The organism is Ruegeria sp. CDSC021, from assembly GCF_059610845.1.
This window is the reverse complement of record NZ_JBXWOK010000021.1, coordinates 1-16,643: the sequence shown is the minus strand read 5'-3', so window position 1 is coordinate 16,643 and position 16,643 is coordinate 1. Positions and strand designations below refer to the sequence as shown.

Below are 16,643 nucleotides of genomic sequence, written 5' to 3'. Positions count from 1 at the left end.
ACGGTGAGGTCGAGGCCAAAGTCAAAACCGAAGTCGCAAACCTCTGCGCCAGATTCCCTATCTATCCAAACTTGTAAACTGAAGGACACCAACCCATGAGCTTTCACTCCATCGAACAGGCTCCTGCCCGCCTAAACCGTAGCGAACTCGCCGTGCCTGGCAGCCAACCCGGAATGTTCGAAAAGGCCGCACAATCGGACGTGGATGTCATCTTCCTTGATCTGGAGGACGCCGTCGCGCCGGACGAGAAAGAACAGGCCCGCAAAAACATCATTGAGGCTCTGAACGACATCGACTGGGGCAGCAAGACCATGTCGGTACGTATCAACGGGCTCGACACGCATTACATGTACCGCGATGTGGTGGATGTGGTTGAACAGGCTGGCGAACGACTTGATCTGATCATGATCCCCAAGGTCGGCACCGCGGCAGATGTCTATGCCGTCGACATGATGGTCACGCAAATCGAGGATGCAAAGGGGTACAAAAAGCGCATCGGATTCGAGCATATCATCGAAACTGCGTTGGGGATGCAGAACGTCAGTGAGATCGCGGCGGCGTCGAAACGTAACGAAAGCCTGCATTTCGGCGTAGCCGACTATGCCGCCTCGACCCGCGCGCGGACGACTATTATCGGCGGTGTTAACCCGGATTATTCCGTTCTGACTGACGCCGATACGGACGGAGGACGCCTGACCCATTGGGGAGATATGTGGCACTATGCGCTTGCCCGCATGGTTGTGGCTGCCCGCGCCAATGGTTTGCGCCCGATCGACGGCCCTTTTGGAGACTTCCAAGACCCGGACGGCTACAAAGCCGCCGCAAAGCGCGCGGCAGTATTAGGCTGCGAGGGCAAATGGGCCATCCATCCCAGCCAGATTTCACTGGCAAACGATGTTATGTCACCGGGCGACGCCGAAGTCACCAAGGCACAACGCATTCTCGAAGCAATGGCCGAAGCCGAAGCAGCGGGAAAGGGAGCTGTTTCGTTGGATGGCCGCCTGATCGACTATGCTTCGATCCGTCAAGCGGAAGTTATGGTTGAAAAGGCCCGTCAAATCGCAGCAGCATGATCGCCTCATGACTTTACAATCGTCCATGTCTCAACGCGATTGTGCCGCCAACATATTTGCCGAAGCCATAGCCGCGGCAGATCCGGCGGTATCCCTGAGCAGACGGCTGCAATCAGCCCCATTGCCTGCGCCCAAACAGGGTGGGCGCAGCATCCTGATCGCGATTGGCAAAGCGGCCCCAGCCATGATGGCGGAAGCCTTGCAAAACGTTCAGGGTGATCATGTCGCTCTGGCCGTGACCCATTCCGAAAACCAAGCGGTCGTACCCGGTGCAACTGTGTTGAACAGTGCACACCCCGTTCCGGACGAACGGGGCCTCAAAGCCGGTCGGCAGATCATTGATCTGCTCAGCGCAGCACGCGAGCAAGATCAGATCATAGCGCTGATCTCTGGCGGGGGATCGGCCCTTGTTCCGGCGCCTGTGGACGGATTGTCCCTATCGGATAAGATTGTGGTCAACGAGCTCTTGTTGTCTTCCGGATTGGACATCGTGCACATGAACCTGGTGCGCCAGCATCTGAGCCAGCTCAAGGGCGGAGGGTTTCTGCGACACGGTTCACCTGCACCGGTCACAGCCTATATTCTGTCGGATGTGATCGGAGATGACCTGCGTGCCGTTGCCAGCGGCCCCACTTCTCCACCCATCGGAACCCAAGCCGATGCCCGCAGGATCTGCATTGGGGCTGGCATCTGGAAGCGTCTTCCCCAATCCGTGCGGGACCATCTAGAACACAGCGTTCCTGAACAGACGATAGCAGTTGAAGCGACAAATCATCTGATCGGGTCGAACACGATAAGCCTTGAGGCTGCGCATCGCTGTGCGGCGCAGTTTTGTCGGGCTGAAATTGCCTCCAAAGCACTGACAGGAGACGTGTCCGACGCTGCACGTCAGATTCTGCAAGCGGCCCGTTCTGTGGCTTCCGACCGCCCGGTCGCTCTGCTTTTCGGAGGGGAGACAACCGTCCGGCTGCAGGGTGCAGGTCTTGGTGGGCGCAATCAGGAACTAGCGCTGCGCGTCGCCCAACTGGCGCAAGGGGAAGCTATTCCCGGCAACTGGATTTTCCTCAGCGGTGGAACAGATGGCCGTGATGGTCCGACCCCCGCAGCGGGTGCGATTGTGGATGTGGGAACATTCGACCGTATCCGCGATGCGGGGCAAAATCCGTCCACGCTGTTAGCAAACAACGACAGTCACCGGGCATTGGGGCTATCGGGTGATCTTCTGATGACTGGTGCGACCGGGACCAATGTTGCAGATATCCAAGTATTGCTGCTTGGGCCTGATGCTTGAGCGCGCGCTAAGCTTGGCGGGCATCAAGGTTGATATAGCGTCAGAGATGTCGAATTGGAGAGTAATGCCTGAATCCGTCGAGAAAGGTCCGATTCATGCGATAGTCTGATTTCAAAGCCATAAAAGAGGCGTTTGTTCCAATGTCACAGGCGATGTTTTAGGCTCTGACGGAGGGATATAGGCATTATTTTTTGCGGAATGTTTGGCGTTGATCGGCGTGTAAGCATTTGTAATTTTCGTTCTAAAGCTGATTTTTGGAGTAGGGTTTGAACCTTTGGCCTTCAGGACATGGTCCTGACGAGGTGAGATCGTGCAGCAAACAGTCCGGTGGGCTGTTTGTAGATCCGACGGGCGGTTCTGTTGTATTTGGTTGCGGGAGGGCGCAAACGCCGTTGTCGAACGCAGATAAAATGCGTGATGAAAGCGTATTCTTTTTGAAAGAAGACGTTCCTCTCAATACACTTGTATGACCGCATTGAGCCCAAAGCAGCCGAATTGAAATCGCGACCTTCGCTCATTCAGCAAAACGAGCGCATTAGACACGCACTGCATCGCACCTAACATGCGGCCGTTGGTCGTGGCCGCAACGATGTCGGAAAGGCCTATGACCGAGTTGCGGACGAGGTCGACTGCCGAAATTGATCTATAAAATGCTATTTGCCAGCAACTGATTGCAATAATTTTCCAGTCTCAAGACGAATAAATCGCGAGGGAAGTTGTCCACTTCGCAATTCTGTCGAAATTGGATATCGAAAACAATGGTCAACCGCCCTGCTTTTCACTTCGACAACGCTGCGCGTGTTTCGGCAAGACCCTCATAAACGGCGTCGACCACAGTTGGGTGCATGTTGTGCCCTTGGAGCCAAGACCTCGGGTCGTTGGCAAGCAGCGGGTCGAGTTCAGCCATTGCATCAAAAGCTGCTTTAGAGGCCTCGGTGTTAGCAAGCTGGTTGTGCGCGATGGCAAGCATCGCCTGACCGAACGACCACCCATCGATGGCAGCCCTGTCTGCGTTTGCGAGCATTTCTGGCCAGTCCTTTTTGAGCAAACTGTCAGCGGTTAGCACGTGATAGTAAAATGGCGGCGGCGCGACCGACGCATCGATGGCCCGGCGCATGGTTGGTGCTGCCTCTGAAAAACGGCCGGCGATCGCGTATCGGATGGCAAGGTTGGCGACCGCTGCCGGATCGTTCGGGTTCACCTCTACCGCTTTTCGCACATAGTCTATCGAACGCTCCATATCGCCAGCGTATTGCTCAACATGCGACATCGCCTGGAGTGCGTCGGTATCTTGCGGGTCCAGATCGAGCGCGCGAGTCGCGGCGTCGCGCGCCAGATCAAATGCCGCCTCTCTCGACAGGTCGGTCTCATGTCCGAAACGGGCTGCATCGTTGCGAACATATGCAAGCATGGCCCAGGCGCGGGCATAGTCAGGGTCTTCGAGAACAGTCGCTTCCAGACATTCCCGTACTGCCGGATACTCATCGCGGTGGTAGGTGCGCCGGTAAATCTGCGCACTCGCCACACAGGAAAAGCCCCGCAAACTGTGATCGTTCGGATTATCGAGCCGCGTTCCGCGCACGTCGCGTAGCACATAGCCGTGCTGTTGCCCGATGCGAGATGCGAATTGTGACGCAATTTTTTCCTGAATGCCGGTGATGCTGAGGCCTTGGGTACCTTCTATGAAACGCTCACTCCACAAAACCTGTGCATCAGCGGCGCGGATCAGACTTGCGCGAACGTAAAGCAAACCGTCTTCCCGCCACACGCTGCCCTGCATTGTCTTTGCCCCCTAGAATTGGGCCACTACTTTGGCCGAGAAGGGGGAACAAGAGATGGCTCGGAAGCGATACTCGGACGAAGACATTCTGAAGCTGCTGCGTGAGATTGAACTGAAGCTGGCAGATGGCGACGATGTTCGGACAGCCTGTCGTGGTGTTGGTGTCAGCGATGCGACCTACTACAATTGGCGGCGTCGGTTCGGTGGCATGGGCAAGTCGCAACTGTCGGAGTTGCGCAGCCTGGAGAAAGAAAATGCCCGGCTGAAGAAGATCGTGGCCGAACTGGAACTGGACAAGCTGATCCTCAAAGAAAGTCTGAACTACCTAAAACCGAGGGCCTGACGACGAGCCAACTTCGTCAGGCCGTCATTCATGCTCGCCAGAAGCTTGGCACATCAGAGCGTCGCACCTGCAAGGTGGTCGGCCTTGCACGCAGCTCCATGCAATACCAGGCCGTAGAGAAGAACGATGATGCTCTTCGACTGGCCATGATCCGTCTGGCCAAGAGCTATGGCCGGTATGGCTACCGTAAGGTGGCGCAGCTGCTTCGGGTTGAGGGCTGGCGTGTCAATCACAAGAAGGTAGAACGGCTGTGGCGGGAGGAAGGTCTGCAACTCCCGCAGCAGCACAAGAAGAAGCGTCGCCTGTACCACAAGGACAGTTCGATCATTCGGCTCCGACCGACGCATCCCAACCATGTCTGGAGCGTCGATTTCGTTCACGACAAGCTGAGCAATGGGCGGAGCTACAAGATGCTCACGGTTCTGGATGAATACACCCGCCAGGCGCTTGCAGTGGAAGTTCGGACCCGCATGGGTTCTGAAGATGTGCTGGAGGTTCTCTACGGGCTGTTCCTGCGCCACGGAAAGCCTGATTTCGTTCGAAGCGATAACGGCCCAGAGTTCTCTTCACGAGCAACCCAGAGTTGGCTCGAGAAGGTCGGTGTGAACCCGATCCGGATCTACCCGGGGCTCTCCCTGGGAGAACGGATACAACGAGAGGTTCAATGGAACGCTCCGCCGCGAGGTTCTCAATTCCGAATGGTTCACAACGACCAAGCAGGCACAGATCGTGATCAATTGCTGGCTCAGGCAATACAACCACACCCGACCCCATCAGGCCCTCAACATGCGCCCACCAGTCCCCGAAACTCTAGTCCGAAATGGCCCAGAACATGGGGGCTAGACAACAAACGTTGGGCATACGACGAAGTGGGCTTTTGTGCGCAGGCGCATTCTGCGCGGTTGCACCTGCACCCGGTCGAATTGCGCGCTTTGCAATCGAGTTATCCTTTGAGCCGTTCTACCACCTGAACCAACACCAAGGCAAAGCGCTTCAGAACCCACTTATGCGTTCTATGAGCCAGTACATCGATACCGACCCGATGCCATAGGCTGTAATCACAGTCGCCCTTTGGCTAACTGGACGTGCCATCAATCGCCAGATCGCGACAAGAAGTGCCAAGGCCCCGACAAAACTCAACTGGCCGGCCTCGACGCCCAGGTTGAAGGCAAGCAAGGCTGCAGGAATATCGTTTGAGGGTAGTCCGATATCGGCCAAAGCGCCTGCGAAACCAAGGCCATGCAAAAGCCCAAACCCGAAACAAACGACCCAGGGCTTCTGCTTTGAAAGTCGGAAACGCCCGTCTCCAACCTTAACAATTTCCATCGCCAGAAAAACAATAGAAAGCGCAATGATGGCCTCGACCGGCGGACCAGGGACATTCAGAAAACCAAGCGTTGCCAATGCCAGTGTTATTGAATGCGCCAGTGTGAATGCTGTGACTGCTCCCACCAGTCTCCACGGATCGCGGACCAGAACAAACAACGCGAAGACAAACAGCAGATGATCCCAACCTTCCAGTATGTGTTCAAAACCCAACTGGAAATACGCGGTGAAAACAGACCATGTGGTCTGTTCAGAAGGTATGTTCTGAACGGCTGTCTCTGGTGTGAACCGAAGCGTCGTGGGCTCAGCCTGCAGGGGCTGCACTCGGACCAATACGTCGTTCTTTTGAACCTCCAGACCTTCTATCTGGATCGGTTGGCCCGCAATATCCCCGCGGCACTCGATAACCCAGGAAGAAACCCATGCTCTGCCATCGGAAATTGGGGTAGGGCCGCGCGCCGGGGTGCAACCATCCGGCGCCATGACATCAATCGCCATGGGTTGACCATTCACATCGGGTTTTCGCCAATGAACGCTCCAGGTGTCCGATGTGATTTGGCGAATTTCCAAGTACCCCGGATCAAGCGCATGCGCCGAGGCATTTCCTGCAACCCACGCAATCAGCAAGGCAAACAGTAGGCCAAATACAGCTTTCATTTGGTTTGACCTGAGAGAGCGGGCACTATGATCTCATAGTTGGCAGCAAGAATCTCATATTGCGCCTGCGCCAGATCTTCGCTCATCACGCGACGCCAATCCCGCAGCACGGCATCGTGAATTTCTGACAATGGGGGTATTTGGCTAGGTTCGATGTCTTGCACCTGAACTAGATGGACTCCGTAACCCGACTGGATCGGGCCAGCCCACTGACCTTTATCCAATGTTGTAAGACCCTTGGAAAAGCCAGATCCAAAGACCGAGTCTATCACTCTGGTCGCAGTCAAGGGCATAGATGCGGGCAGCAGTGTCGAGGCGCCCAGGTCGGAAACCTCATCTCCCGCGCGCAGGGCGGCCAATACCCCCTCGACTTCAGCTTTGTTTGGCTCCTCACCAATAAAGACCTGAATGAAGGCCAGCTTGCTGGGCGTCGCATAGCGCTCCGAGTTGTTTTGCAAAAAGGCCTCTAAATCTTCGTCTTCCGGAACAACAGACGTGGCGATCGCTTCGGTCAGGAAATCCATTTTTTGACTGAGACGAGACCGGATCACAGAGTCTCCGCGATCAAGGCCAAGCTTTCTGGCTTCTCTGACCAGTACCTCTTCGCGAATTGTTGCATCAGTCAAAGCTTGCAGCTCGGCACCGCTTGGGCGCCGTTTCCACCGTGCTTCAAACTGATCAGACAAAAGCGCGATATCGTTTTCGTCGATTGTTATTGTCACAAAATCTTCGACAGTCTCGTTTTCCGGCGCAACTATTTGGAACCAAATGAAAATAGCTGCTCCAATCAGGAAGAAATGGAACAGGGGTTCTTTCAATATTCGCATGAAGGCTCCTGCATGAAACGCGCTCCGGTTTTACGTATCGATGCTGACATCAGTCGATTGAGCATTGCAAGAAAATCAACGCTACGCACAAATCAATCGTCTGGTGAATGGGCCGAGGTAAAGGCTTCTACCTCGGTTGCCAACGCCGTGATCGGCAGTGTTACTCTGCCGGTGTATACCAAATCGGGGAAGAGTAAGCGCGTTCCTGATGTGTGAGCACCGCGTCTTCGGGCAATTCGGCGCCAAATCTCAGCTTATCGTAAAGGATCCAACGCGGTGTTGGAATTTCGATCGCACGTACGTAATAAAATGCGCGTGCATTTGGATCGAATTCAGGATCAGACCAAACGGTTACAAGTTCGGCAGTTCCAATCGTGTTGGTCCAACTGGCGGTTTCAACATCAACTGTGTTTCCAACCGCAGGGATCTTGCCGTTTTGGTCAGCAACACGGTTGTCCGACCACGCCACATCGTAAACCTTTTCCTGCAAGGCCCCTTCAGAATCCAGCCAACCCTTTACCACCTGCACGCGATCCAGATTGGCACCAACTGGGTCGCGTAGTGCAGCGATCAGGAATGCGGGCGCACCTTCACCCTCGCGAGGTCGCAGATCCGAGCCCATCGGAACACCTTTGGTGTAGCCCACATCTGCAAGGAAGCGTGTTTCAACATCCGCGTCACTGAAACCCCAACCGCCAAAGAACCGCAGGCCGATCCGAGGTCCGGTGGTTGCATAGGTTTCGCGTCGCTTGAACGCATCGAAGATTGCAGCGCGAGTATTATCGGTCGCCCAAACTGCCGTGTATCCCGATGCGACAAGAAGGTCGCCAGGAATTTCGCCAAGGTCATTGGCGATGAAAGGATGCTTTATTCTCGTGGCCGATGGTTCAACGCTGACGGATTTTCCAAAGAAGTTGTCTTCTTCGGCAGTTGCCAGAGACGTATGGCTGTCCGTTGCTCCGCCCATGCCGAACTTATATGGGTTAACGCCGAACTTTTCTTCTAACAACAAACCGCGCTTCAAAGCTTCTCGGGCGTATTCGCCAGCCAGCATGTCATCGGTTTTCAACTCGGTTATGTCGAGGTTGCCGACGTCCCAGTTTTCGTAATCCGCGAATTCATCACTGGGGCTCAGAAATGGGTGCGCTTCGCCGTCGCCCTTGATCTGCGTGACTTCATAGTGGGGTTCCCATTTCGCGCGGGCGGCCACATATTCCTCGTCTACCTTGCCACCGTGATAGGTGTCTTCGGTCGGGAACATCCATCCGTTCGAAAGGTTGCCGTTATGGGCGAAAGCAACCGCTCGTCCACCGGTTTTTTCTTGATAGTCTTCCAGCCAGGCATAGAGCGCCTTTGGGTCGGTATCACCAAAGGGTGGTTGCGTGACCGGCGGCACCATCTGAAGCGCCCTGATCGGCCCATCACGCAGCATGACGTTCCGATGCAGATTGAAACCCTTGGGTACAGAGGTCCATTCGAATCCGATGAAGGCTGTGAAATTGCCGGGGTCGTTATGTTCTTCCGCAGCCAGAACGATTTGTTCCCATGTAAAAGCAAATGCATCTGCACCTGGGCTGTAAGACTCTAGAAGAACTTCTGGCAGGGTCATTTGCGAGAAGTTGGTGATGATGTCGAACGCCGCTTTGCCGGCATCTTCGCCACCTGCCTTGTAACCTTCGTACCATTCCAATCCTTTTGGATCGGCAAGAACGCCCGGCTTACCAGCCTGAAGGTCCGGGGCAAATCCCATCAGGTCAGTGTGATCCGTGAGAACCATCCAGTCCAGAGGCCGGGCCAGTCTCACTGGTTGACCCGTGGATGAAATGATCTGCTCACCTTTTGCAAAGCGCCAAGCTTCATCAGGCAACAGAGTGTTCCCGAAAGCACCTGCGTCCAGCGAAAGTCCGGTGTGAAGATGCGAGTCTCCCCACAGCGGGCGCTCAGGGAAAGTCCGGTTCGCATATGGAGAATAAGGCTGCTTTGAGAACAAGCCTTCCACCGCTTCTTCGCTAGGAACAGCGTCGGCAAAGACCGTCGATGATGCCAGCCCCAGTGAGATAGAATAAACAAAAGCTCGAAGCATATAGACCTCCCAACTCAAGATCGCCCGGTGGTGCCCGTGACTTACATCTCAAGAATTAATATTCCTATTTCTCTATATAACATCAATTTTCCATTTGTGGGAATACTCAGCTCTCGGCTTTGTCACGATGATGCAAGTAGGAGTGTGGCTGCCGAAGTTGGTCTGAAAATGACTCGATAAGTCATAGCCTCGATTGTTGGGCTCAACATTGAGAACGGAAGCTTTGGAGAAATTGCGGTTTGAATTGGCGAATGTCCATCGTGAGCCATGTATGCACTTTAGCAAAGTCGGCATAGCTGCGCTTAGATGACATTCTTGGCTATCGCGGTCTGGATCATTTTGGGCTCTCCTTAAACCTATGCCGCGACTTGCACCGAGGGCCGCTCTGGTACGAAACGACTTTTGCGGCACGCGTGTGAACAGACAAAACGCGGGACAATCCGGACACTTGGATGAATGGCGACGACGCCCATTTCAGCACATCGTTCCGGTCGGCTAGGCAACGACCGCCGAGGTCACGACAGACGGAATTGGCACGTCCCATTCAGGACCCACACCGTGCTTTGCCAGAACTTTGGCCACAACCGCCACTCGGATTGCGGCCAAATTCGTTGTAGGTTGAGGGCGCAAAAGGGCGCCACCTCGGGCCGTTTCTTCAAGAAAGAAAACGAACGGTGCGCCCGGATCACTAACCTGCCATTTCGACGCGACGATGGTTTGATGGCAATCTGAAAAACCGGCCTTGGCGAGTACGGGAAAGGCGATAGTCGGATCGGCATAATCATTTGCCCCGGGACCCGGTGGCAAGGCAATCTCTGGCGACCCGTGTTCCTCAATGGCGCCAAAAACATACCCCAGCGCAGTGTCAAATTCGGGCCCGCACCACACCGAATACGCCAGCCGACCGCCGTCGGGCAAAACACGGCGAACTTCTGCCAACACTTTCGGGGGGTCCGGCATATGCGGCATTCCAAAGCCAATTGTTACAGCGTCAAACGTATTGTCTTCAAAGCTCAAGGCCAACGCATCGCCTTCAACGAACTGAGCCTGTGGCACCGCCAGCCGCGCCATCTCAAGCATGGCGGGTGAGAAATCAAGGCCCGTTACGCGAGCACCTGTGTTGAAAAGGCCTGCGGATACATTGCCATGTCCGCAGCACAAATCGAGCACACGAGTGTCCGGTCCAGCACAAACCGCAGCGACCAGGTGTGGGACAACCATGTCCGCCGCCTTGGCAAACACCTCGGCATAGGACTGTGCCACATCGCACTTGGCCCATTCGCGCCTTTCGAGGGCGGCAAATGTGTCCTGTTCCTGATTGTCAGGCATCCAACATCTCCTCAGTCGCCACGTTTTGGAGGACCGCCGAAAGGGGCAAATTGTCAAGTTCGCCAAGTGAAATGGGCATTCGCCGTCATTTGCGGGTAGGTTGCTTTGGGTGCACGCGCTCGACGCGTTTGAGGATCGAAACCGGTGACAGGGCGGTGTGGTTCGCTGCATTACGGGCAAGTTCCGGGCCCTCGTAGATCATTCCCCGGTCCATTCAGGCATCGGTTCTTTGCGGGTGAAGGCCCCGATACCGGCCTCAGCATCTTTGGCCATCATGTTTTCCGCCATCGTGCGACCGGCAAAGGCGTAGGCCTCTTCCAGCGGCATTTCGAGCTGTTCGTAATAGGCACGCTTGCCGATCTTGACGGCGGACGGCGATTTGTCGGCAATGATCCAAGCCATTTCTGTGGATGCCGCTTCCAGTTCCGCCAAGGGCACCACGCGGTTGACCAACCCCATTTCGGCGACGCGGGCTGCGGGCAAGAATTCCCCCAAAAGCAACATTTCCATCGCCAGCTTGCGCGGCACATTGCGCGAAAGCGCGACCATCGGGGTTGAGCAAAATAGCCCGATATTCACGCCCGATGTTGCGAAAGTTGCGTTGTCGGCGGCCACCGCCAGATCACAGGACGCAACAAGCTGACACCCCGCCGCTGTGGCAATCCCTTTGACCTCGGCGATTACAGGTTGCGGCAAGCGCACCACCCGAAGCATCATCGCCGAACACGTCGCAAACAGGTCTTGGAAATACTGAAACCCACCGTCGGCATCCGCCCGGCGCGCCGACATTTCTTTGAGGTTATGACCCGCGCAAAAGTGATTGCCGCCGGTACGCAAGATCACTGCTTTGACACTGCGATCTTCTGCGATTTCGTCAAATGTGTCAGACAGAGCGCGTAGCATCGCCTCTGACAACGCATTAATCGACTTGGGCGCGTTCAGAGTCAGAACGGTAACGCCATCGATGTCAGCCCGCAGGATCAAATCATCGTTTTGCATTTCGCCCTCATAGGCCATTGAGTGGAACTTTCAGCATAGGTGCGCCGCTTTCGTCGCACGGGATTTCGCCGGCCCGCATATTCACTTGCAGGGACGGTATGATCAGTTTGGGCATCGCCAGCTGCGCGTCACGCTCCGTCCGGAACTTGATGAAATCTTCGCGCGATTTGCCAGCACCCACATGGATGTTGTCGGCACGTTGCTGGCCAATTGTGGTCTCCCACGCGATGGCGCGCCCACCGGGGCCATAGTCGTGGCAGATGAACAGGCGCATCTCGCCCGGCAGGCTCAGCACGGTTTGGATAGAATCGTAAAGCTGCCCTGCATCACCACCCGGAAAGTCTGCGCGGGCTGAGCCGCCGTCAGGCATAAAGAGCGTGTCACCGGCAAAGGCGGCGTCGCCAATCACATGCACCATGCAGGCTGGTGTGTGGCCCGGCGTGGCAATCACAAAGGCCGTCATTTCGCCAATGGTGTAGGTGTCACCATCCTCGAACAAAGCATCAAACTGCGACCCGTCGCGTTGAAATTCCGTGCCTTCGTTGAAGATTTTGCCGAAGGTGTCCTGAATTTCGATGATGCCTGCACCAACGCCAATTTTGCCACCCAGCCTATCCTGAATTTAGGGTGCAGCAGACAGGTGATCGGCATGGACATGGGTTTCAATGATCCACTCCACCGACAAGCCTTGTGACTGGATGGCGTCGATCAAAGCGATCGGCACTGTCGTAAGTGATCCGCCCGGCGGCGTAATCCATATCCAGAACGCTGTCGATTATTGCACAGGCGTTAGATGCGGGGTCTTTCACGACATAAGAAATCGTGTTGCAGGCAGGATCAAAGAACCCTTCGACACTAGGCTTTGCTGCCATATTGAGATTTGGGAAATTTGTTGAAGGTTCCATGATTTATTCCAGCGCGCCCCCGGCCTTTTTCCAGGCGCCAACGCCTCCGGTCAGGTTCACAACGGGCGACAGTCCCATATCCATGGCCACCACCGCCGCCATGGCAGAACGCCCACCCGATGCGCAATAGAACACGTAAGTCTTATCTTGACTGAACTCCGGCTTGTGCGCAGGACTTTCCGGGTCGATGTGGAATTCCATCATGCCGCGCGACGATGCGACAGCACCCTCAATGACGCCGGTTTTGGCCTATTCCGTACCATCGCGCTGATCGACAAAAACGTGATCGAGCGAGCCTACCAAGGCCAATGCCTCTTCGGCACTGATCGCAGGCACCGCTTTCGTGGCCACCTTTACGATGTCTTTCGCGCTTTTGGTGATCGTCTGAGCCATGTTTGGTTTCCTTTTTCGATTGGTTTTGAGCCAGTCCAATAGTGCGTCGAGCGGCCAATTTATGGCACCGCTACAGCCGTATGCGCAGGCAGAGGCCACATGAGTTTCTGTGCCGCTCTCAGTCAAATTGCGAGATCAAGACGGGGCTTCCAGAACGGGCGGAACAGCTCGATCTTGGGGCAGCGGTTCATCACCACCTTCAGCCCCGCTTCTTCGGCAAGCGCGGCCGCGCGGTCATCATAAACGCCGATTTGGCCCCAAAGCACCTTGGCGCCGATTGCAATGGCTTTCTCGGTGATCGCGTAAAGTTCCTCTTTCGGGCGGAAGACCTCGACCATATCCACGGGCCGGTCGATCTCTTCCAGCGAATGAACGACAGGTATGCCGCGAATTTCGATCAGCTTTGGGTTTGGATTGACAGGGATCATGTCATAGCCCGTTTCGTGCAGCACACGCAGCACGCCATAGCTGAACTTGGTCTTGTCGCCACTGGCCCCCACCATCGCAATGGTTTTGACCGAACGCAGGATGTCCGCCAGATATTCGGGCGCGTAATCATACAGGTGATCGATGTCAGCTTCGGGCATTTAAGCCTCCTTAGGGGTCGCGATATCCGCCTTCAGCTCATGCGGCTCCAGCGGATCAAGGAAGGGGTTGCGATAAAGTTTGTCGTGGCTTTCGACGCCGATTTCCAATATGCAATCGCTCACCGCGCGGGCCACACACAGCAGAACATAGCCATTGTTGATCTGGCGATTGTTCAACGCCACTTGCCTGCGCTGATCCACTTCGCCAGCTGTCAGTTTGGCCGCACAGGTGATGCAGCCGCCGTATTTGCAGCCATAGGGCAGATCGACTCCCTGTTCGCGTAAAGCGTCCAGCAACGGACGGCGGGCGTCGACCTGATAGGTCGCATCATCGCGGTTGGCGATTGTGATTGTGCGGGTTTCGCTCACAGCCAGATGTCGCTTGTACAATCGCCACCGGGATAGCGGGTTTCATGGCAGCGGCTTGGTCCGTTTGGCTCTTTGCCAAAATCAACAACGAAATCTTCGTTGATTTTCATACCGCCGTTTTCGACATCACAGTCGATCATCAGCATGACACCGCCCTGGGTGCGAATTTCCGGATAGAACTGGTTGTCCCAGGTCGAGAACAGCGAGGTCGTGACATAAAGCCGTTTGCCATCAAGCGAGAGCTGATACATTTGCGGCCCGCCTGCCACTTTGACGCCATTGACCTCGGGCGCTTTGCCCAAAAGCCCGCCCATCCAAACCTGCCCGGTCAAAACAGGATTATGCGGGTCAGAGATGTCGTACTGGCGCATATCGCCGTGCAACCAGTTATTGAGGTAAAGGTATTTGTCGTCCATCGATACAAGGATGGCCGACATCACACCGGGCACGGGAATAGGCCATTCGGGATGCGGTTCATTCTCCACATCAATGATCTTTTCCCATTCCCATTTCCCAGCTTCGGACTTCCAGAAATGGATGACATTGGCGCTAAGCGCGGCACCGCAGAACCCATGTGTACTGTCAGGATCATGCAGAAACTTTACCTCCAGCGGGATCAGGCCGTCTTCGCCGAGATACATCGTCTCGACCGGCACCTTTTTCTCAAAATCCCAGATGTGCAGGCGGCGACCGTATTTCAGGTGGCCCACTTCTTCCAAATCAAACCCTGGCATGAATGTGTTGGGTGCGGCCCATTCGGAACTGACCATCACGTTATGGCGCGGCTGGTACCAGAAGTCATAACCAAACGGGATATCGCCCATTGAGTTTTCCCAACGACCAACGATCTCGAATTCTTTGTTGAGGTGCAGATAACCACCGGGCGCTTCGCCCTGTGCGTCACCTAAGAAGGAAATGATGATCTCAGAGCCCAAACAATGCACGGTGTGTGGGCCGCTCAGATTGGTTTTTGACTTGATCTCGGCCCCGTCAATCACCTTATGAAGGCGCGGAGCAAACGGGTCCGTCGCGGTGTCGATCACATGGATATTGTTGGACCGCACGCCTGGCACCAGCAGGTATTTACGGCTCATGCCCGCGTCGTCGTGGCAGGAAGAACAGGCATTCCAGCCCATGTGATGCAATTCATCCCCGATGCCGGGCATCTCTAAGCGATGGATGACTTGTGAATAGGTCGGGCTTTCCGGGTCGGCGTCCACGGTGGCTAGGTAGTCCGGCTTTTGAATGCCGGTGCCGGTGTAGATGGCAATTGTGTACAAGAGTTTTTCACGCGGCGCTTTGATCGCCTCGGCAGGGCTTGCATACCCCGGGCCACAACATGCTCCGTCCATCTTCACATTCCTCCCTTGCGATCATTTGAAGATTCTCGTAAATCGATAAAAAGATTCTCGCAAGGTAAAAATATGCATCTGGAACGCCTGACATTCATCCTCGAAGTTGTTGGACAAAAGGGCGAGACTACAGTGGCCGAGATTTGCGCTCATTCTGACCTGCCTAAGCCGTCTGCCTACCGGTTGGTGCAGGACCTCGTCGGTGTGGGTCTACTGGAACCTGTTGCCCGTGGTACATTCACAATCGGCTCCCGCCTGAAGCGGATCACGAAAAGTGACCACTCTGACCGCGCACTGCTAGAGGTGATTGCGCCTGCGCTAAAGCAAGCCGCTAAACAATATGGCACCGCATTTTTCCTGTCCCGTCTGCGCGGAAAATCCGTGGAAATTATTCACGTTGAAACACCTGACACTGGGGTCTCCTATCTCCATCCCGGTTTGGGGAAACGACCCTTGCATGCCTGTTCCTGCTCTAAGGCCGTTGCTGCATTCTCACCCGACTTGTTTTTGACCAGCGAAATGGAAGGCCGGCTGCGCGCCTACACCGAATTCACCCTGACAAACGTGCAGGACTTGGAAGCCGAGTTTGACACCATTCGCAATCGCGGCTTCGCAGAATGCGTGGAAGAGATTGAGCGCGGCATGTGTTCGGTGGCAGCTCCCCTTGCGCCAAGCGGGCCAGGTTCCACGATGTCCATCGGTGCAACCGGATCGGTACGGGTCTTTACGCCAGCGTTCCGCGAAAAACTTGGTCCCCAGATCTCCCTTATTGCGCGTGAAATGTCTGCAAATTTGGGTTGGGACGCGGCGCAGGATGCCAAAATATCAGGCTAACTTTTAGGTGGTCTTCGAATGTGGGCCACTTCTAAATCTGATCTGAACTGACCTCCGCTCCACACAAACAAAAATGCAACGCCGAACGTTCGAACGTCTCGCAGCATTCAGAAGAAAGGGCTCGGTGCAGTCATCTGACAAAAATCGTCGGATGTCCAAGGCGCGATCTTAGGCGGACATTCATTGATCGGAACTCGCTAAAAAACCATGCCGTTCAAAGACTAGTGTCAGACATTTCTCCTGCGCCCGATTTGACGATATCCATCTCATCTGAGGCATAGGGTATAAGCAGTTCAAAGGCCTCCGCAGCGCTGCCATCCAACCAGACCTCATAGTCACAAGGATGGAGTATGACCCGCATTCTCTGCGGATGTATCGGACGCACAATGTCATTCGCTGAGGTGGTTAACTTCGCCGCGTTTGCTTCCACGGTGCTTTCAGTTGTGATGGCGCAACGCAAAAGCCCGCTCTGGCACGGTGTGTAATATATTGATA

The 16,643-nt window shown here is 55.2% G+C and carries 17 protein-coding genes and 1 pseudogene; 5 read left to right on the top strand and 13 right to left on the bottom strand.

What is annotated here, in order from left to right; translation table 11 throughout:
* Window positions 1-95 precede the first annotated feature (95 nt).
* Window positions 96-1,073, top strand: a complete 978-nt coding sequence (locus AC2FGB_RS19770) for an HpcH/HpaI aldolase/citrate lyase family protein (RefSeq protein WP_142640422.1) — start codon at window positions 96-98, stop codon at window positions 1,071-1,073.
* A 7-nt stretch (window positions 1,074-1,080) separates the two neighbouring features.
* On the top strand, window positions 1,081-2,364 hold the full coding sequence (locus AC2FGB_RS19765; protein ID WP_281973992.1) for a glycerate kinase type-2 family protein: 1,284 nt from the start codon (window positions 1,081-1,083) through the stop codon (window positions 2,362-2,364).
* 778 nt (window positions 2,365-3,142) lie between these two features.
* Here AC2FGB_RS19765 and AC2FGB_RS19760 read toward each other — a convergent pair.
* Window positions 3,143-4,144, bottom strand: a complete 1,002-nt coding sequence (locus AC2FGB_RS19760; RefSeq protein ID WP_496694677.1) for a hypothetical protein — start codon at window positions 4,142-4,144, stop codon at window positions 3,143-3,145.
* A 55-nt stretch (window positions 4,145-4,199) separates the two neighbouring features.
* On the opposite strand from AC2FGB_RS19760, the gene AC2FGB_RS19755 reads away from it, so the two are divergent.
* Both AC2FGB_RS19755 and AC2FGB_RS19750 read left to right on the top strand, forming a co-directional pair.
* Window positions 4,200-4,487, top strand: a complete 288-nt coding sequence (locus AC2FGB_RS19755; protein ID WP_171127984.1) for a transposase — start codon at window positions 4,200-4,202, stop codon at window positions 4,485-4,487.
* Complete coding sequence (locus AC2FGB_RS19750; protein ID WP_496694678.1) at window positions 4,484-5,458, top strand: DDE-type integrase/transposase/recombinase; 975 nt, start codon at window positions 4,484-4,486, stop codon at window positions 5,456-5,458. The genes AC2FGB_RS19755 and AC2FGB_RS19750 overlap by 4 nt, the downstream gene beginning before the upstream one ends.
* Window positions 5,459-5,480: 22 nt before the next feature.
* On the opposite strand, the gene AC2FGB_RS19745 is transcribed toward AC2FGB_RS19750, so the two are convergent.
* The 11 genes and pseudogenes from AC2FGB_RS19745 to AC2FGB_RS19695 form a co-directional block, all read right to left on the bottom strand.
* The gene (locus tag AC2FGB_RS19745; RefSeq protein WP_142640385.1) at window positions 5,481-6,470 is read right to left on the bottom strand and encodes a HupE/UreJ family protein; all 990 of its coding nucleotides are present in this window, start codon (window positions 6,468-6,470) and stop codon (window positions 5,481-5,483) included.
* Window positions 6,467-7,297: a peptidyl-prolyl cis-trans isomerase gene (locus tag AC2FGB_RS19740; RefSeq protein ID WP_496690600.1), complete on the bottom strand. Its 831-nt coding sequence runs from the start codon at window positions 7,295-7,297 to the stop codon at window positions 6,467-6,469. The genes AC2FGB_RS19745 and AC2FGB_RS19740 overlap by 4 nt, the downstream gene beginning before the upstream one ends.
* 160 nt (window positions 7,298-7,457) lie before the next feature.
* Window positions 7,458-9,380 (bottom strand): DUF3604 domain-containing protein, encoded by a 1,923-nt coding sequence (locus tag AC2FGB_RS19735; RefSeq protein WP_496694676.1) that lies wholly within the window; start codon window positions 9,378-9,380, stop codon window positions 7,458-7,460.
* A 495-nt stretch (window positions 9,381-9,875) separates the two neighbouring features.
* The gene (locus tag AC2FGB_RS19730) at window positions 9,876-10,709 is read right to left on the bottom strand and encodes a class I SAM-dependent methyltransferase (protein ID WP_496694675.1); all 834 of its coding nucleotides are present in this window, start codon (window positions 10,707-10,709) and stop codon (window positions 9,876-9,878) included.
* Between the two features lie 198 nt (window positions 10,710-10,907).
* Window positions 10,908-11,708, bottom strand: coding sequence for an enoyl-CoA hydratase (locus tag AC2FGB_RS19725; protein ID WP_246097366.1), 801 nt, complete (start codon window positions 11,706-11,708; stop codon window positions 10,908-10,910).
* A 7-nt stretch (window positions 11,709-11,715) separates the two neighbouring features.
* Window positions 11,716-12,613 (bottom strand): annotated as a pseudogene (locus AC2FGB_RS19720) (MBL fold metallo-hydrolase).
* A gap of 3 nt (window positions 12,614-12,616) precedes the next feature.
* On the bottom strand, window positions 12,617-12,847 hold the full coding sequence (locus AC2FGB_RS19715; protein WP_345742134.1) for a rhodanese-like domain-containing protein: 231 nt from the start codon (window positions 12,845-12,847) through the stop codon (window positions 12,617-12,619).
* A gap of 15 nt (window positions 12,848-12,862) precedes the next feature.
* A complete protein-coding gene (locus AC2FGB_RS19710) occupies window positions 12,863-13,006 on the bottom strand; it encodes a hypothetical protein (protein ID WP_334223335.1) in 144 nt (47 codons plus the stop codon).
* Between the two features lie 122 nt (window positions 13,007-13,128).
* Window positions 13,129-13,593, bottom strand: a complete 465-nt coding sequence (locus AC2FGB_RS19705; protein WP_142640390.1) for a CoA-binding protein — start codon at window positions 13,591-13,593, stop codon at window positions 13,129-13,131.
* Window positions 13,594-13,962 (bottom strand): 2Fe-2S iron-sulfur cluster-binding protein, encoded by a 369-nt coding sequence (locus AC2FGB_RS19700; protein ID WP_142640391.1) that lies wholly within the window; start codon window positions 13,960-13,962, stop codon window positions 13,594-13,596.
* Complete coding sequence (locus tag AC2FGB_RS19695; RefSeq protein WP_281996139.1) at window positions 13,959-15,314, bottom strand: selenium-binding family protein; 1,356 nt, start codon at window positions 15,312-15,314, stop codon at window positions 13,959-13,961. The genes AC2FGB_RS19700 and AC2FGB_RS19695 overlap by 4 nt, the downstream gene beginning before the upstream one ends.
* A gap of 72 nt (window positions 15,315-15,386) precedes the next feature.
* Here AC2FGB_RS19695 and AC2FGB_RS19690 point away from each other — a divergent pair, with 72 nt between their 5' ends.
* Window positions 15,387-16,148: an IclR family transcriptional regulator gene (locus tag AC2FGB_RS19690; RefSeq protein ID WP_496690604.1), complete on the top strand. Its 762-nt coding sequence runs from the start codon at window positions 15,387-15,389 to the stop codon at window positions 16,146-16,148.
* A 214-nt stretch (window positions 16,149-16,362) separates the two neighbouring features.
* Here AC2FGB_RS19690 and AC2FGB_RS19685 read toward each other — a convergent pair whose 3' ends face one another.
* A complete protein-coding gene (locus tag AC2FGB_RS19685; RefSeq protein ID WP_496791797.1) occupies window positions 16,363-16,578 on the bottom strand; it encodes an SOS response-associated peptidase family protein in 216 nt (71 codons plus the stop codon).
* Window positions 16,579-16,643 lie beyond the last annotated feature (65 nt).

Coding starts and splice junctions, on each gene's coding strand:
- AC2FGB_RS19765 (WP_281973992.1), top strand. CDS start 1,081: ATGACTTTACAATCGTCCATGTCTCAACGCGATTGTGCCGCCAACATA.
- AC2FGB_RS19740 (WP_496690600.1), bottom strand. CDS start 7,297: ATGCGAATATTGAAAGAACCCCTGTTCCATTTCTTCCTGATTGGAGCA.
- AC2FGB_RS19760 (WP_496694677.1), bottom strand. CDS start 4,144: ATGCAGGGCAGCGTGTGGCGGGAAGACGGTTTGCTTTACGTTCGCGCA.
- AC2FGB_RS19690 (WP_496690604.1), top strand. CDS start 15,387: ATGCATCTGGAACGCCTGACATTCATCCTCGAAGTTGTTGGACAAAAG.
- AC2FGB_RS19735 (WP_496694676.1), bottom strand. CDS start 9,380: ATGCTTCGAGCTTTTGTTTATTCTATCTCACTGGGGCTGGCATCATCG.
- AC2FGB_RS19755 (WP_171127984.1), top strand. CDS start 4,200: ATGGCTCGGAAGCGATACTCGGACGAAGACATTCTGAAGCTGCTGCGT.
- AC2FGB_RS19695 (WP_281996139.1), bottom strand. CDS start 15,314: ATGGACGGAGCATGTTGTGGCCCGGGGTATGCAAGCCCTGCCGAGGCG.
- AC2FGB_RS19745 (WP_142640385.1), bottom strand. CDS start 6,470: ATGAAAGCTGTATTTGGCCTACTGTTTGCCTTGCTGATTGCGTGGGTT.
- AC2FGB_RS19730 (WP_496694675.1), bottom strand. CDS start 10,709: ATGCCTGACAATCAGGAACAGGACACATTTGCCGCCCTCGAAAGGCGC.
- AC2FGB_RS19770 (WP_142640422.1), top strand. CDS start 96: ATGAGCTTTCACTCCATCGAACAGGCTCCTGCCCGCCTAAACCGTAGC.
- AC2FGB_RS19705 (WP_142640390.1), bottom strand. CDS start 13,593: ATGCCCGAAGCTGACATCGATCACCTGTATGATTACGCGCCCGAATAT.
- AC2FGB_RS19725 (WP_246097366.1), bottom strand. CDS start 11,708: ATGCAAAACGATGATTTGATCCTGCGGGCTGACATCGATGGCGTTACC.
- AC2FGB_RS19710 (WP_334223335.1), bottom strand. CDS start 13,006: ATGGCTCAGACGATCACCAAAAGCGCGAAAGACATCGTAAAGGTGGCC.